The organism is gamma proteobacterium symbiont of Axiagastus rosmarus (genome assembly GCF_059730925.1).
The window spans coordinates 269,882-283,744 of the sequence record NZ_AP035926.1 but is presented as its reverse complement, the minus strand read 5'-3'; the positions used below and the strand labels follow the sequence as shown (position 1 = coordinate 283,744).

The 13,863-nt window shown below is 60.9% G+C and carries 14 protein-coding genes; 5 read left to right on the top strand and 9 right to left on the bottom strand.

Features of this window, described 5'->3' with window-relative positions; genetic code table 11:
- Positions 1-21: 21 nt before the first annotated feature.
- On the bottom strand, positions 22-1,578 hold the full coding sequence (locus AC6I8F_RS20705; RefSeq protein WP_498029001.1) for a carbohydrate porin: 1,557 nt from the start codon (positions 1,576-1,578) through the stop codon (positions 22-24).
- A 130-nt stretch (positions 1,579-1,708) separates the two neighbouring features.
- Positions 1,709-2,635: a fructokinase gene (cscK, locus tag AC6I8F_RS20700; RefSeq protein WP_498029000.1), complete on the bottom strand. Its 927-nt coding sequence runs from the start codon at positions 2,633-2,635 to the stop codon at positions 1,709-1,711.
- A gap of 236 nt (positions 2,636-2,871) precedes the next feature.
- Between cscK and paoA the strand changes: the two genes are divergently transcribed.
- From paoA to AC6I8F_RS20675, 5 genes are all read left to right on the top strand, one after another.
- The gene (gene paoA / locus AC6I8F_RS20695; protein WP_498028999.1) at positions 2,872-3,492 is read left to right on the top strand and encodes an aldehyde dehydrogenase iron-sulfur subunit PaoA; all 621 of its coding nucleotides are present in this window, start codon (positions 2,872-2,874) and stop codon (positions 3,490-3,492) included.
- Positions 3,489-4,445 carry an FAD binding domain-containing protein gene (locus tag AC6I8F_RS20690; RefSeq protein ID WP_498028998.1) on the top strand — a complete coding sequence of 319 codons (957 nt, stop codon included), beginning with the start codon at positions 3,489-3,491 and terminating at the stop codon, positions 4,443-4,445. The genes paoA and AC6I8F_RS20690 overlap by 4 nt, the downstream gene beginning before the upstream one ends.
- Positions 4,442-6,631: an aldehyde oxidoreductase molybdenum-binding subunit PaoC gene (gene paoC / locus AC6I8F_RS20685; RefSeq protein WP_283342291.1), complete on the top strand. Its 2,190-nt coding sequence runs from the start codon at positions 4,442-4,444 to the stop codon at positions 6,629-6,631. The genes AC6I8F_RS20690 and paoC overlap by 4 nt, the downstream gene beginning before the upstream one ends.
- Positions 6,632-6,762: 131 nt before the next feature.
- Positions 6,763-7,014 carry a type II toxin-antitoxin system Phd/YefM family antitoxin gene (locus tag AC6I8F_RS20680; protein ID WP_104093611.1) on the top strand — a complete coding sequence of 84 codons (252 nt, stop codon included), beginning with the start codon at positions 6,763-6,765 and terminating at the stop codon, positions 7,012-7,014.
- Positions 7,011-7,298, top strand: a complete 288-nt coding sequence (locus AC6I8F_RS20675; RefSeq protein WP_058770149.1) for a type II toxin-antitoxin system RelE family toxin — start codon at positions 7,011-7,013, stop codon at positions 7,296-7,298. Before AC6I8F_RS20680 ends, AC6I8F_RS20675 begins: the two co-directional genes overlap by 4 nt.
- A gap of 50 nt (positions 7,299-7,348) precedes the next feature.
- Here the strand turns inward: AC6I8F_RS20675 and AC6I8F_RS20670 are convergent, their stop codons facing one another.
- From AC6I8F_RS20670 to AC6I8F_RS20640, 7 genes are read right to left on the bottom strand one after another with little or no spacing between them, the layout of a single operon-like run.
- A complete protein-coding gene (locus tag AC6I8F_RS20670) occupies positions 7,349-8,683 on the bottom strand; it encodes a M20 family metallopeptidase (RefSeq protein ID WP_498028997.1) in 1,335 nt (444 codons plus the stop codon).
- A gap of 3 nt (positions 8,684-8,686) precedes the next feature.
- Positions 8,687-9,631: an ABC transporter permease gene (locus AC6I8F_RS20665; RefSeq protein ID WP_498028996.1), complete on the bottom strand. Its 945-nt coding sequence runs from the start codon at positions 9,629-9,631 to the stop codon at positions 8,687-8,689.
- On the bottom strand, positions 9,628-10,569 hold the full coding sequence (locus AC6I8F_RS20660; protein ID WP_058758759.1) for an ABC transporter permease: 942 nt from the start codon (positions 10,567-10,569) through the stop codon (positions 9,628-9,630). Before AC6I8F_RS20660 ends, AC6I8F_RS20665 begins: the two co-directional genes overlap by 4 nt.
- Positions 10,570-10,580: 11 nt before the next feature.
- On the bottom strand, positions 10,581-11,552 hold the full coding sequence (locus AC6I8F_RS20655; protein WP_498028995.1) for an autoinducer 2 ABC transporter substrate-binding protein: 972 nt from the start codon (positions 11,550-11,552) through the stop codon (positions 10,581-10,583).
- 24 nt (positions 11,553-11,576) lie between these two features.
- On the bottom strand, positions 11,577-12,344 hold the full coding sequence (locus AC6I8F_RS20650; protein ID WP_325970923.1) for an ATP-binding cassette domain-containing protein: 768 nt from the start codon (positions 12,342-12,344) through the stop codon (positions 11,577-11,579).
- Complete coding sequence (locus tag AC6I8F_RS20645; protein ID WP_159377741.1) at positions 12,337-12,993, bottom strand: TenA family protein; 657 nt, start codon at positions 12,991-12,993, stop codon at positions 12,337-12,339. Before AC6I8F_RS20645 ends, AC6I8F_RS20650 begins: the two co-directional genes overlap by 8 nt.
- Positions 12,993-13,838: a BtpA/SgcQ family protein gene (locus AC6I8F_RS20640; protein WP_021509455.1), complete on the bottom strand. Its 846-nt coding sequence runs from the start codon at positions 13,836-13,838 to the stop codon at positions 12,993-12,995. The genes AC6I8F_RS20645 and AC6I8F_RS20640 overlap by 1 nt, the downstream gene beginning before the upstream one ends.
- Between the last annotated feature and the right edge of the window lie 25 nt (positions 13,839-13,863).

Here is a 13,863-nt window from a genome sequence, read left to right as displayed (position 1 = left end):
GCCCGCACGCGGGCCGTTTCATCAGAACCAGGTTTCCATTTGCACGCCAAAGTTCCACTCGCCGCCGGACTTAAAGCCGGTGCTGCCAAAGGCGTCATCGCTGGCGTAGTTATCCAGACGATGATCCCAGTCCATCCAGCTGGCGAACAGGCGGATTTCCGGACGCTTGAGGAATTCGCCCACGTCGCTGGCTTTGAGCGTGGGGGCGACGGTGAGCTTGTAGAAGTTGCCGCTGACGGCCTGGCGATTGTTATAGCCTTCAGGCCGCAGATCCATGTACTGATATGAGCCTTCATACTGCATCTCAAAGTTCTGCGTAAATGCCTGAATCAGGCGCAGGTTCACGGTGGCCCACTCATACCTGTCGCCTTTGACATAGCGGTCTTTGCTGCTCTGCGCCAGCAGCGCCGGCGCGATGTGCCAGCCAGCGCCCAGCGGCGTCATTCCGTAGCTGGCCAGCCGCCAAGTATTCGCCTGCGGCAACAGCGCGCCGTCGGAACCGATGCTCTTCACTTCTGCGCCGAGGCCATGACCGTACAGCAGCGCGGTTTTCGCTGAACCTTCACCCAGGCCGTAGAAGCTGTCGTTGTGCAATCCGACCAGGGCGTGCACACCGTCACTGGCGGCATCACTTTTCACGCGGTTGCCGTCAATATCGGTGCGCTGATCGTTATCTTTCGCGCGCATGCCGCTCACCATCAGCTGCAGTGGCCCGACGAAGTTATTCAGCGACAGGATGTAGTTTTGCGCGGTGTTGTCGTTATTTTCGATGTCCCCGAAGGTGCGGCCATAAATCGACAGGTTGCTGCGAGCGTCATCGCCCCACTTCATGTCGTAAATACCGGCCCCGGTTCCGGCGAGAAACACCACATCGGAATCGATCCAGTGGATGTCGAAGTTATCGCGGTCGAAACGCTTACCGGCCCACACCGTGGAGTCTTTGAACGCACCGGTGAAGGTCGGTAGCTGCCCCAGTTCGACAAACGCCTGACGCAGGTTGAGATCGCTGCTGGCGGCAGTCCAGTCGTTGTAGGTGCGCTGTCCGTCGGCCAGCATCGCCTTGAAGCGCGTGGTGGCACCGTTGGCCAGCGTTTGTTTATGTTCGAGGTTAAGTTCAACGTAGGTATCCGGCTCATTGCCGAGCCGCCCGACGTGACCGCCGGTCTCACCGGCCGGCGTGAGGGTGGGCCCGCCCTGAGTTTTGGCGGCGGAACTGTTCATCAACAGGCCGGAGCGCGCGTAGCCATGAAACTCAAAGCCCTCTGACTCGCTGCTGGCGGCGGGCGCCACAGGCTGAGCGGCGCGCGGTTCGGTCTGTGCGACGGCAACTGGCGTCGGGTTCTGCTGCTGCACCGCAGCCAGCTTTTGCACCTGCTGTTCCGCCGCCTGCGCGCGCTGCTCCGCCACGCTGGCACGCTGTTCAGCCGCGGCCAGTCGTTTTTCCATCGCCGCCAGGCGCGCTTCAATACTGCTCATGTCGTCTGCCGCCCAGGCTGAGCCTGAGCCTAATACGGTACTAAGGGTTATAGCGATTATGCTTTTTTTCACTGTTTTGCATCCCTGAGGCAAGGCTATCATCAGATGTATTTTTTTGCTAAACCGGTTTAGGCACCGCATCATAGCGATGCCGATTTTTAAAGCGCAATGGATTTTGCTAAACCGATTTAGTGGATGTGAGATACATCGCAAAACAGGGAAAACGGCGGGGTCAGATACTGTGCTGCTGTAGCTGTTGATAGTTGGGTAACGCGGTCATCGCGCCTTTGGCGGTAGTGGCCAGCGCCCCACACACCTGCGCCGTGCGCAGGCAGGCCGCCAGCTGCGCTTCATCCGCCGGCAGACCCCGCTGCGCCAGTTCCCACAGCAGTCCCGCCACGAAGGCATCGCCGGCACCGGTGGTATCCACGCTGATCACCGCACGCGCGGGATAGTGAGTTTGCCGGCCATCAAAATAAGCACGCACGCCAGCACTGCCCTGTGTGACTAACAACAATTTTACGGAGAAGCGCTGCGCCAGCTGCGCGATGCCGCTGTCAATGTCGGCGGTGTCCGTCATAAAGGCCAGTTCTTCCACGGAGAGCTTCACCACATCCGCCCGTTGCAGGGCCGCACTGAGGCATTGCAGCAACTCCGCCGCATCGGACCACAAATCAAGACGGATATTGGGATCGAAGCTGACAAAACCGCCCGCCTCACGCACGCGCCGCATGGCGGTTAACGCCGCCGTGCGCGACGGCTCGGCGAGTAACGCAATCGAACAGCAGTGCAGCCACTCGCCACACTGAAACCGCGGCAAATCGTCTGGCGTGAGAAATAAGTCGGCGCTGGGGCGCACCATGAAGGTGAAGGTGCGCTCGCCCTGCTCATCCAGGGCCACGACCACCGTGGAGGTGCGCTGCTGCGCATCTTTGCGCATATGGGAAACATCCACCTTTTCCTGCGCCAGCGTGCGACACAAAAACTGGCCAAAAGGATCGTCGCCCACCCGTCCGATAAATCCGCTACTGCCCGCCAGCCGGGCGATACCCACTGCCACGTTGGCGGGTGCGCCACCGGGACACTGCAACAAACGGCCTGCGTCATCAGGCAGCAAATCCACTACGGCATCACCCAGACACCAGATACGTTTCATCATGATTCAGTCTCACTTGATCGCTAAAACGGTTTAGCAAAGCAGGCATATTAATCATGAATACGGGTATTTGTCACCGTGAACAGTCCGACAGGCTTCAGACTTGTCCGTTGCTGGGATCCGTTTCCCCCTGCCGCATGGTCGTCTGCGTATTGACGTCTATGCTTAAAGTTTTCCAAAACCTTATAAAAATCGGTGTCATTGAGATTTCATTTCGCCACTTGTCCGGAGGCAAAGGCATGAGCAACCCACGCGATGAGAAGACGCAGCGGTATTCACCGCAGCAGGAAGAGACAGAGCGAGCCCGGCTGACGGCCGGTGCCGGTTCCGCCGCGCCGGCACCTGTCACAGTGCCGGTCACGCTGCAGGTTAACGGCAAACCTCAGCAGCTTAACGTCGATACCCGCACCACGCTGCTGGACGCGCTGCGCGAACATTTACACCTGACCGGCACCAAAAAAGGCTGCGATCACGGTCAGTGCGGTGCCTGTACCGTACTGGTCAATGGCCGCCGCATCAACGCCTGCCTCACTCTCGCGGTGATGCAGCAGGATGCCGAAGTGACCACCATTGAAGGCGTCGGCACGCCTGATGATCTGCACCCGCTGCAGTCCGCCTTTATCCGCCACGACGGCTATCAGTGCGGCTACTGCACGCCGGGGCAAATCTGCTCCTCGCTGGCGGTGCTGCAGGAAATTGCGGCGGGCATTCCCAGCCATGTCACGGGCGATCTGACCGCCGCGCCAGCGCTGAGCGATAAAGAAATTCGTGAGCGCATGAGCGGCAACATCTGCCGCTGCGGCGCCTATGCCAACATTCTTGCCGCCATTGAAGAGTACGCCGGAGGCCAGAAAGCATGAGAGCCTTTACCTTTGAACGGGCTGCGACGCCCGCACAGGCTGCCAGCAGCGCGATGCAGCATCCGGGCGCACGCTTTATTGCCGGCGGTACCAATCTGCTCGATTTGATGAAGCTGGAAATTGAAACCCCATCGCACCTGATTGATGTTAACGGACTGGCGCTGGACAGCATTGAACCCACCGCCGGGGGCGGCTTACGTATTGGTGCGCTGGTGCGCAATACCGATCTGGCGGCAGACGCGCGCATCCGGCGCGACTATGCCGTGCTGACGCGCGCGCTGGTGGCTGGCGCTTCAGGCCAGCTGCGCAATCAGGCCACCACCGCCGGCAACCTGCTGCAGCGCACGCGCTGTCCCTATTTTTACGATGTTAATCAACCCTGTAACAAGCGTCAGCCGGGTACGGGCTGTGCCGCACGCGAGGGATTCAGCCGCCAGCATGCGGTAGTGGGTGTCAGCGAAGCCTGTATTGCCACCCATCCCAGCGATATGGCGGTGGCTATGCGACTGCTGGATGCGGTGATTGAAACCGTCAGCCCTGATGGCAGCCAGCGGGCCATTCCCATCGCTGAATTCTACTGCGCACCGGGCGACACGCCGCATATCGAAACCGTGCTGCAGCCGGGTGAGCTGATCATCGCGGTTACCCTGCCTGCACCGCTGGGTGGCACGCACATTTACCGTAAGGTGCGCGATCGCGCTTCGTACGCCTTTGCGCTGGTCTCGGTGGCAACGGTTATCCTGCCTGAGGGTAGCGGCCGGGTGGCCGTCGGCGGCGTGGCCCATCAGCCGTGGCGCAGCGCGGCGGCGGATGCCGAACTTCCTCACGGGGCGCAGGCGGTCTGCGATGTGCTGTTTGCTGATGCGCGTCCCACTGAAGCCAACCGATACAAACTGTTGCTGGCGCAGCGTACGCTCGCCTCAGCGATCGCGGAAGCGAGGAGCAACGCATGAAATTTGACACACCAGCAACCGCCAATCCTATCGATCGGCAGCGCGTCGTCGGCCAGCCGCTGGCGCGCATCGACGGGCCGTTAAAAACCACCGGCTCGGCGCATTACGCCTATGAATGGCACGCTGAAGCACCGGATGCGGCCTACGGTTATGTGGTCGGCGCGCCAGTTGCCAAAGGCAATATTCTCTCGATTGACACCCACGCCGCAGCACAGGCACCGGGCGTGCTCGGCATCGTCACCGGAGCAACCGCCGGCAAGCTCAACAAGGCAGAGCGCAACACCGCGACGCTGCTGGCAAATAATAGAATCGAACACTATCACCAGGCTGTGGCGCTGGTGGTGGCGGAGACTTTCGAGCAGGCACGTGCGGCCGCGCAGTTGGTTAAGGTTAACTGCCAGGCTGAAACGGGGGCTTACGATCTTGAAGCGGCCCAGCCTGAAGTGACAACGTCACCCGAAGGTGAACCGGATAAAACACTGGGCGACGTCGATGCTGCCCTGCACAGCGCAGCCTTTACGCTGGACGCCACCTACACCACGCCCGATCAAAGCCATATGGCAATGGAACCGCACGCTTCCATGGCGCTGTGGCAGGATGATCACCTGACGGTCTGGACCTCGAATCAGATGATTAACTGGTGCCACACCGACCTGGCGCACACGCTCGACATGCCGATGGAAAAGGTGCGCGTGCTCTCTCCTTACGTCGGCGGTGGCTTTGGCAGCAAACTGTTTCTACGAAGCGATGCGCTGCTGGCGGCTCTGGGTGCGCGCGCCGTGGGACGCGCGGTGAAAGTGATGGTGCCGCGCCCGATGATCCCTAACAACACCACGCACCGGCCAGCAACGCGGCAGCGCATCCGATTAGCTAGCGATGCGCAAGGCCATCTCACCGCCATTGCCCATGAAAGCTGGTCCGGTAACCTGCCGGGCGGAACGCCGGAAACTGCGGTGCAGCAGACTGAATTACTTTACGCCGCCGCCAATCGGCTTACCGGACTGCGCCTCGCCGAACTCGATCTGCCCGAGGGCAACGCAATGCGTGCGCCAGGTGAAGCGCCCGGTCTGATGGCGCTGGAGATCGCCATGGATGAAATGGCCGCCATCGCCGGTATCGACCCGGTTGAGTTTCGCATCATCAATGATACACAGGTCGATCCGCTGCATCCGGAGCGCTTCTTTTCACGCCGCCAGCTGGTGCAATGCCTGCGCACCGGCGCCAGCAAATTTGGCTGGGCGGAGCGCTGTGCTAAACCCGGGCAACGGCGCGAGGGGCGCTGGCTGGTGGGCATGGGCGTGGCAGCCGGTTTCCGTAATAACCTGCTGGCGCCCTCCGCCGCGCGCGTGCAGTTGGATGCGCAAGGCACAATCACCGTCGAAACCGACATGACCGATATCGGCACCGGCAGCTATACCATCATCGCCCAGACGGCAGCCGAGATGATGGGCGTGCCGATTGAGCAGGTCAGCGTGCGGCTCGGCGATTCGGCGTTTCCTGTCTCGGCGGGTTCGGGTGGCCAGTGGGGAGCCAATACTTCCACGGCCGGGGTTTATGCGGCCTGCGTCCGGCTACGCGAGAAGGTTGCCGCACAGTTGGGTCTGGATGCGGAAAGTGCAGAGTTTGCCGATGGGCACATTCACGCCAACGGGCAGCGCCTGCCGCTCACTGCGGCGGGTCCGCTGATGGCGGAAGAGACCATGGAATTCGGCGATCTTGACAAAACCTTCCAGCAATCCACCTTTGCCGGCCATTTTGTCGAAGTGGCGGTCGATAGCGCCACCGGTGAAGTGCGCGTGCGGCGCATGCTGGCGGTGTGTGCTGCGGGGCGCATCCTCAACCCCAAAACCGCGCGCAGTCAGGTGATCGGCGCGATGACCATGGGCCTCGGCGCCGCGCTGATGGAGGAGCTGGCGGTGGACACCCGGCTCGGCTACTTCGTCAATCACGACATGGCAGGCTATGAAGTGCCGGTACACGCCGATGTGCCTGAGCAGGAGGTGATTTTCCTCGATGACACCGATCCGGTCTCTTCGCCGATGAAAGCCAAAGGCGTCGGTGAACTGGGGCTGTGTGGCGTCGGTGCTGCGCTGGTTAATGCGGTCTACAATGCAACCGGCGTCCGGGTGAGAGACTATCCGGTGACGCTGGATAAGTTACTCGCCGCGCTGCCTGACCAGCCGTAATGCAGGCCCCCTCCGCCAATGCATGCGGGCTGGCGGAGGGGGGAAAAATGTGAATGGCTAAGCCGTCAGGACTGGTTAACAGGTCATCAAGCTGATAATATTGAGACCTGTTAACCAGTCTGGAGAGACGTATGCCAAACATCATTCTCAGCGATATGAGCGCCAGCGTCAGTGAATTAAAAAAGAATCCTATGGCGACCGTCAATGCGGGAGAAGGCTTGCCGGTGGCGATTCTCAATCGTAATCAGCCCGCCTTTTATTGTGTTCCCGCACAACTTTACGAGCAAATGCTGGAAGCGCTGGACGATCAGGAACTGGTTAAAAAGGTAACTGAACGCCAACAGCAGCCGCTGATTGACGTGGATTTGGACAGCTTTCTGTGACATGGACAGTTAAGTTCAGGGAAGAAGCCCTGAAGGAGTGGCATAAGCTGGATAAAGCCATTCAGCAGCAGTTTGCCAAAAAGCTCAAAAAATGTTGTGAAAATCCTCATATCCCCTCAGCCAAATTGCGTGGCATTAAAGACTGCTACAAAATTAAACTCAGGGCTTCCGGGTTTCGCCTGGTTTATCAGGTGATTGATGACCAGTTGATCATCGCCGTGGTCGCGGTGGGTAAACGCGAGCGCAGTGACGTTTATCACCTTGCCAGTGACAGAATGCGCTAACGCATGACGCCGGCCCTCTGCGGCCAGCGTCACTGCGGTGGTTAATGCTCTCAGCGCCCCGCTTCCTTCGCCAGCCCGCACCAGTGCACCAGCGTCAGCGCAATGGCTTTGGTACAGGCCACCAGATCGGCAATCGGCACATGTTCGTTAGGCTGATGCGACAACGCCGGATCGCCGGGACCAAAGTTGACCGTCGGCGTCTGGCCCAGCGTGCTGGGCAGGCCAATGTCGCTGTGGGCACCAAAGCCGGCCAGCTGCGGATTCAGTGCCGCGGCGCTGACACCCTGCTGAAAAGCGCTGACAAACGGATGATCGGCCGGGATCTCGGCGCAGTCGGCATCCAGTATCCACTCCACGCGCGCCGGATGCTTTGCCAGATAGGGATCCAGCGCGCACACCTTCGCCACGTGCGCCTCAATCTCCTGTTTTACCTTACCGCCCAGCCCCATCTCATCCTTTTCTGCCGGCAGATACTGCACGTCGATGACGATCTCGGCGCGGCCGGCAATCGACGCCGGGTGCTCGCCCACTTTCAGCTGCGTCACGATAATCTGGTTGGGCAGATCCATGAGTGGATGGTTTTTGTCGGGCTGCGTCTGCCAGCGGCGGTTCAGCACATCGAGCCCGTCCAGCATCTGGCGACACAACATTACGGCATCAACCGGACCGCTGCTGTCCCAGCTGTTCGGCGTTAATTCCGCATGGCCGCCGATGCCATCCAGAATGATGCGCGCCCACAAAATGCCGTGGCAAATCGGCGCGATGCGATTGGCCGTTGGCTCCGTCATGATACCGGCATCGGCTTTGAAGCCGCGATCCACCATTGCCAGCGAGCCCATGCCACCGATCTCTTCATCCACCACCGTGGTGAACACCACGTCGCCGGCCAGCTGCACGTTGAGATCCTGCAGCAGCTCCACCGCCATCAGCATGCAGGCCACGCCGCCTTTCATGTCCACCGCACCGCGACCATACACCGCCTCGTTGCGGATCTCCGGCACAAAGGGATCGCTGTGCCAGTGCTCAGCCGGACCCGGTGGTACCACGTCAATATGGCCGGTAAGCATCAGCGACCTGCCGCCACCGGATCCGCTCAGGGTGCCGCCCAGATTGGGACGGCCTTCAAAGGTGCGGCCTTTATTGGCGCCCGGGCGGCCCTGATACTTCTGGTACAGCGTGGGGCCATCCGGATCCCACAGATCGGTGTCCATGCCCAGCGCCATCAGCCGCTGCTGCAGATAGTGCTGGCAGTCGCGCTCGCCCGGCCCGGCCTCGCGCGGATCGACTTTCACCACCGAGGGAAACGCCAGCAGGTCGCACAATGTCTGCGCGATACGCTGCGCGCTGGCATCGACGTGTGCGCTAATTTTTTCAGTCAGACTCATGTGTTATCTCCGATAGATAAAAAGTCGTTGTGCCATTAACACCATAATTAACAGCATGCCCACCACGCCCAGTTGCCACACACTGTTCAGCCCCAGCTGCAACATGCAGGTTTTGAGGGTGACCAGCATCAGCGCGGCGGCGAGAACGCCGATGACACTGCCTCGCCCGCCAAAGATCGCCACGCCACCCAGCAGCGCGGCGGTCAGCGATTCCAGCTCAAGATTGACGCCGATTTCCGGGCGGGCGCTGCCGAGCCAGCACAGGGAAATAAAGCCGGCGCAGCCCGCCAGCGCGCCGCTCAGGCAGTAAACCAGCAGCCGCAGGCGATCGACCGGAATGCCCACCAGCCGCGTGGCGTGCTCGTTGAAGCCGCAGGCGTAGATCCATTTGCCCCACGCGCTATTGCTGAGGATCAGCCACGCCAGCAGAAACGCCGGGATGACACAGGTTAAGAAAGGCAACGGAACGGACAGCATGGCCGCCCGGCCCCACTGCGTCAGCAGCGTCGGCACGCCGGCCACCGCCGCGCCACCGGTTAATGCCAGCGCCAGGCCGGAAAACAGATAAAAACTGCCCAGCGTAACGATCAGCGGCCAGAGGCGTAAGCGCGCCACCAGCAGGCCGTTCAGCGCGCCGGCCAGGCTACCGCTCAGCAGGCAAATCAGCGGCAGCCAGCCGGGCGCAATGCCCTGATCGAGTGCCAGCATGCCAATGACCGCCGAGAGCGAAACGTTACCGCCAACCGACAAATCAATGCCGCCGCCGCCAGTCATCACCACCAGCGACTGCCCAAGCGCCACCAGCGACAGCAGCGTGGCAAACTGCAGGATGGAGGTCAGCGACCATGCCGCCAGCATCTGCGGCAGCGCAATCGCGATGGCGCCCAGCAGCAACAGCCACAGCGCCAGCAGCAGCGTCAGATCGGGGGCTTTGCGCCACAGTTTCATGCCAGCCTCCTTAGCGATAACAGCCGCCCACTGGCTGCTTCACTGCTCAGCACCAGCAACAGCACCGCTCCGGTGACCACGGTTTGCCACAGCGAGGGCACGCCAATCAGCAGCAGGCCATTTTGCAGAATGCGCAACAGCAGCACGCCGAGCAGCGTGCCGAGCAGACTGCAGGAGCCGCCGGTAATGCGCGTGCCGCCCAGCACCACCGCGGCAATCGCCTCCAGTGCCAGCGTGCCGCCGACGGTCATCTCCACGTTACGATAGGTGGCGATGTAGCAGGTGGCGGCCAGGCCGCACAGCACGCCGCTGAGGGCAAAGGTCGCGACACGCACCTGGGTTACCGGAATGCCCGCCAGCCGCGCTTTTTCTTCGGAGTTGCCGGCGGCCAGCAGCCATAACCCGTACGGCGTATGGCGCAGCGCCAGCCACACCAGCGCCCAGGCCGCGACAATCAGCCAGGCCATCAGCGGCAGCCCCAGCAAAGGCCGCATCAGCGCATGCGTCAGATCGCCCGGCAGACCGGAAAGCCACTGCCCGCCCAGCAGCACAAACAGCGCCGTGCGCCAGACGCCGAACAGCCCCAGCGTGCCGACAATTGCCGGAATGCGGCCAATCACCACCACCAGCGCGGTAATCAGCCCTGCCAGCAGGCCAATAAGCGGGCCGGCCAGCGCCGCCAGCAGCGGAGATTGCAACATCAGCAGCTGTCCGACGCCCCACGCGGCCACGCCCATTACCACGCCGACCGACACATCGACGCCGCCCATGGCGATCACCAGCGTCATACCCAGCGCAATCAGCAGCAGTTCGCTGCTATTGCGCAGAATGGTCAGCAGGTTGTCAGCGGTGGCAAACCACGGCGAAAACCACGTAAAGCAGGCGCCAGCCAGCACGGCGATCGCCAGCAGAACGATTTCCCGCGAAGTCATATGCATCACAGGCCTCGTCAGAATTTGAACTGGTCGACGTTATCTTTGGTGAACACCGCCGGCTTGCCGAGCAGCAGCACACCGGTTTTGCTGTCAAAGGTCACCGGTTGGGCAAAGCCGGGAACGTGATTTTCGGCGGCAAAGGCTTTACCGTCGATCAGCTGTTTGCCCGCCCACACCGTCAGATAGCCAAGCTTTTCCGGGTCCCACAGCACGGTGTAGCCAAACGCCCCGCTTTTCAGGTAGGCGCGCGCGGTGTTCGGGCTGCAGAAACCGCTGCCGATCACCTTGCCGTTTTTGCCAGCGGTTTCGATGGCCTGCGCCACGCCCGGACAGGTCGTGGACGCCATGGCAATCACCCCTTTCAGATCGGGGTTAGCGGACATCAAATCGGTGGTGATTTGCGCCGCGCGGCTGGCGGAGCCGCCGGCGTACTGGGGTTTGAGCAGCGTAATGTGCGGATATTTGCTTTTCACCCGCTGCTGCATAAAGCCAATCCAGCTGTTGAGGTTGGACGCGGTGGCTTCGCCGGAGACGATGCCAATTTTGCCGCGCTCGCCGACGCGTTTGACCATCTCATCGATCACCGTATCGCCCAGTCCCTCATCGGTGGCCTGCGCCACATAAACCGGCCGGCCGCTGTCGGGCGCATCGCTGTCGCTGGTGAACAGATGCACATTACTCGCCTGCGCCTGCGCCATCACCGGCGCAATACTGGAGGCATCCAGCACGCTGATGCCAATCGCATTGACCTTCTGCGCAATCAGGTTCTGCACGATCTGCAGCTGACCCATCGGGTTGGTATCTACAGGACCGCTATAGACAAACTCCACGCCGAGATCGTGCGCGGCGCGCTTGCCGCCCGCCTCCATCGCCTGAAAATAAGGAATACCGATAATTTGCGGCACAAAGGCCACCTTTTGCGCCGCGAGGGCGTAACCCGATACCAGCAGTGACAGCGAACAAACAGCAGTTGCAATGCGATGCATGATGATTTCCCCTGGTGTGCGTGCTTAGGTGTTTTCGAAAAGGCGCGCATCAGGATGCGCGCCGGTAATGAGTGCAACGATTTCATCCGGCGTGGTGTCCGCGTGACGGCGCTCGGCAATTTTGCGGCCGCGACGAAACACCACCATGCGATCGGCGACGGCAAACACATCGCTGATGTTGTGGCTGATCAGCACCACGGCGCAGCCGCGCTCCGCCAGGCGGCGCGTCAGCTGCAGGACTTTCTGCGTTTCCGCCACGGCCAGCGCGGCGGTGGGTTCATCCATGATCACCAGCTGTGCGTTGAGATTGAGCGCGCGACAGATCGCCACCGCCTGACGCTGGCCGCCGGACAGACTGCCGACCGCCGCTTCGGCATCGGAAATGTGCGCATCAAGCTCGGTCAGCAGCCGATCTACCGTTTCCCGCATCGCGCGGCGACGCAGAAAAGGAATGCCGAGCACGCGGCGCTTCAGCTCGCGGCCGAGAAACACGTTCTCGGCAATTGACAGATTTTCTGCCAGCGCCAGCTCCTGATAGATCGTGGCAATACCGTGCTCGGCGGCCTGACGCGGAGAAGTGAATTTCACCGCCCTGCCATCCACCCACAGTTCGCCGTCGCTGGCGCTGTACGCGCCGGATAACACTTTGGTGAAGGTGGATTTGCCCGCGCCGTTGTCACCCAGCAGCGCCAGCACTTCACCGCGATGAATCGACAGATTGACCTGGCTAAGCGCCGTTAACGCGCCGAAGCGTTTGCCAATGTTGCGCGCTTCGATGAAACAGCTAGTCATGGGCGCTCTCCGGGTAAGCTGCGCTGTGGAAATCGATCTCCCACTGCAGCACGCGGGCGTAAAGCTGCGACAGCTGCGCCTGTTGCGCCGCGCTGAGCGTCAGTGCGCACTGGTCGAGTTCGGTTTTCAGCCACTGCGCCTGCTGATGGAACTCGTCTTCAGCATGCATCTCTACCCAGCGGCGCACGTCAGCGTCCTGCTGCGATTGCGCGCTGACGCGCAGGCACCAGTGGTAATACATCCACTCGGCACCGAACATCAGGGTGATGATTTCCGCATAGCTGCCCTGCTGCGCGACTTTCAGCATGCCATCGCGGAATGCGCTGACGCCGGGCAGATCGTCCGGATAATCCGCTGGCTGAATGCCGCGCCGCGCCAGCACCGCCTCAAACCAGGCGATTTGCGTATCCACCAGCGCATTGAGCACGCCAATCAGCCAGCGCTGCTGACGAATGCCGGGCGCCTTGCTCACCGCCAGCGCAAAAATAGCGATGGCGGTGGCGACGAAGTTACCCTCAAACACCAGATAACGATTAAACACGCTGTCCGGCAGCCGATCGTGCTCAATGTCGACGACAAAGCGGTGCTGCTGCATCGCCTGCCATAGCGCCTGATGCTGCGTCAGCAGCCGATCGCTGAAGCTTTCCATTACGCCTCCTCCAGCGCAGCCTGCGCCACCGCCATGAAGTGCTTCACGCGCGCCAGTTCCACCGGGTTCCACCACACGCCATCGACTTTCAGCGTGCTGGCGACAATCACCCCCTGCGTGCGGCCAAGGATCTGGCAGACGTTGTCCGGCGTCACGCCTGAGCCCACCAGCAGCGGCAAGGCAGTTGCGGCGCGGATTTCGTCGATCTCACTCAGCGTGGCGCTGTCGCCGGTGCGCTGGCCGGTGGCGATCACCGCATCGGCTTCGAAGAAGTCGACGTCACGCGTCAGCTCCTGAATTGAGCGGTCGGCGACAATCGCGTGGCTGCCGTGTTTAACATGGCTATCGGCAAATACGCGGATATGATCGGCCCGCAGCTGATTGCGATAGCGCAGCGCTTTAGCGGCTGCCCCTTCGATAAAACCTTCATTGGCGATATAGGCATTGGCCCACTGGTTAACGCGCACAAAATCCGCCCCGCCGGCTAATGCCGTGGCAATTGCCGGGATTGCCGCATTGGCCAGCACGTTAATTCCCAGCGGTGCAGCAAAACGCTCGCGGATTTTATCGGTGATCACCGCCATAAATGCCGCCGTTTCCGGACCAATATCGTCGGGCTTGGCAAAGGGAATATCGCCATGATTCTCAACGATTAAACCGTGCACGCCGCCAGCGAGATAATTATCCGCATCGCGCAGGGCGCAATCGATAATTTCACTCGCCGGTTTACCACGATATTTCGGCGAGCCGGGAAAGGCATCGCAGTGAATAACACCAATCACCGCTTTACTGCGTGAAAAAATATCTTGTATTGCGTTACTTTTTTCTGCTGATATAGAAGCCATCTCTTTCACCTTATTAACGAGAAAA

Bases quoted from the DNA above. Each gene is read 5' to 3' on its own strand.
- AC6I8F_RS20640 (WP_021509455.1), bottom strand. From the start codon at position 13,838: ATGGCTTCTATATCAGCAGAAAAAAGTAACGCAATACAAGATATTTTT.
- AC6I8F_RS20650 (WP_325970923.1), bottom strand. From the start codon at position 12,344: ATGACTAGCTGTTTCATCGAAGCGCGCAACATTGGCAAACGCTTCGGC.
- AC6I8F_RS20660 (WP_058758759.1), bottom strand. From the start codon at position 10,569: ATGCATATGACTTCGCGGGAAATCGTTCTGCTGGCGATCGCCGTGCTG.
- AC6I8F_RS20645 (WP_159377741.1), bottom strand. From the start codon at position 12,993: ATGGAAAGCTTCAGCGATCGGCTGCTGACGCAGCATCAGGCGCTATGG.
- cscK (WP_498029000.1), bottom strand. From the start codon at position 2,635: ATGATGAAACGTATCTGGTGTCTGGGTGATGCCGTAGTGGATTTGCTG.
- AC6I8F_RS20665 (WP_498028996.1), bottom strand. From the start codon at position 9,631: ATGAAACTGTGGCGCAAAGCCCCCGATCTGACGCTGCTGCTGGCGCTG.
- AC6I8F_RS20670 (WP_498028997.1), bottom strand. From the start codon at position 8,683: ATGAGTCTGACTGAAAAAATTAGCGCACACGTCGATGCCAGCGCGCAG.
- AC6I8F_RS20655 (WP_498028995.1), bottom strand. From the start codon at position 11,552: ATGCATCGCATTGCAACTGCTGTTTGTTCGCTGTCACTGCTGGTATCG.
- paoC (WP_283342291.1), top strand. From the start codon at position 4,442: ATGAAATTTGACACACCAGCAACCGCCAATCCTATCGATCGGCAGCGC.
- paoA (WP_498028999.1), top strand. From the start codon at position 2,872: ATGAGCAACCCACGCGATGAGAAGACGCAGCGGTATTCACCGCAGCAG.
- AC6I8F_RS20680 (WP_104093611.1), top strand. From the start codon at position 6,763: ATGCCAAACATCATTCTCAGCGATATGAGCGCCAGCGTCAGTGAATTA.
- AC6I8F_RS20690 (WP_498028998.1), top strand. From the start codon at position 3,489: ATGAGAGCCTTTACCTTTGAACGGGCTGCGACGCCCGCACAGGCTGCC.
- AC6I8F_RS20705 (WP_498029001.1), bottom strand. From the start codon at position 1,578: ATGATAGCCTTGCCTCAGGGATGCAAAACAGTGAAAAAAAGCATAATC.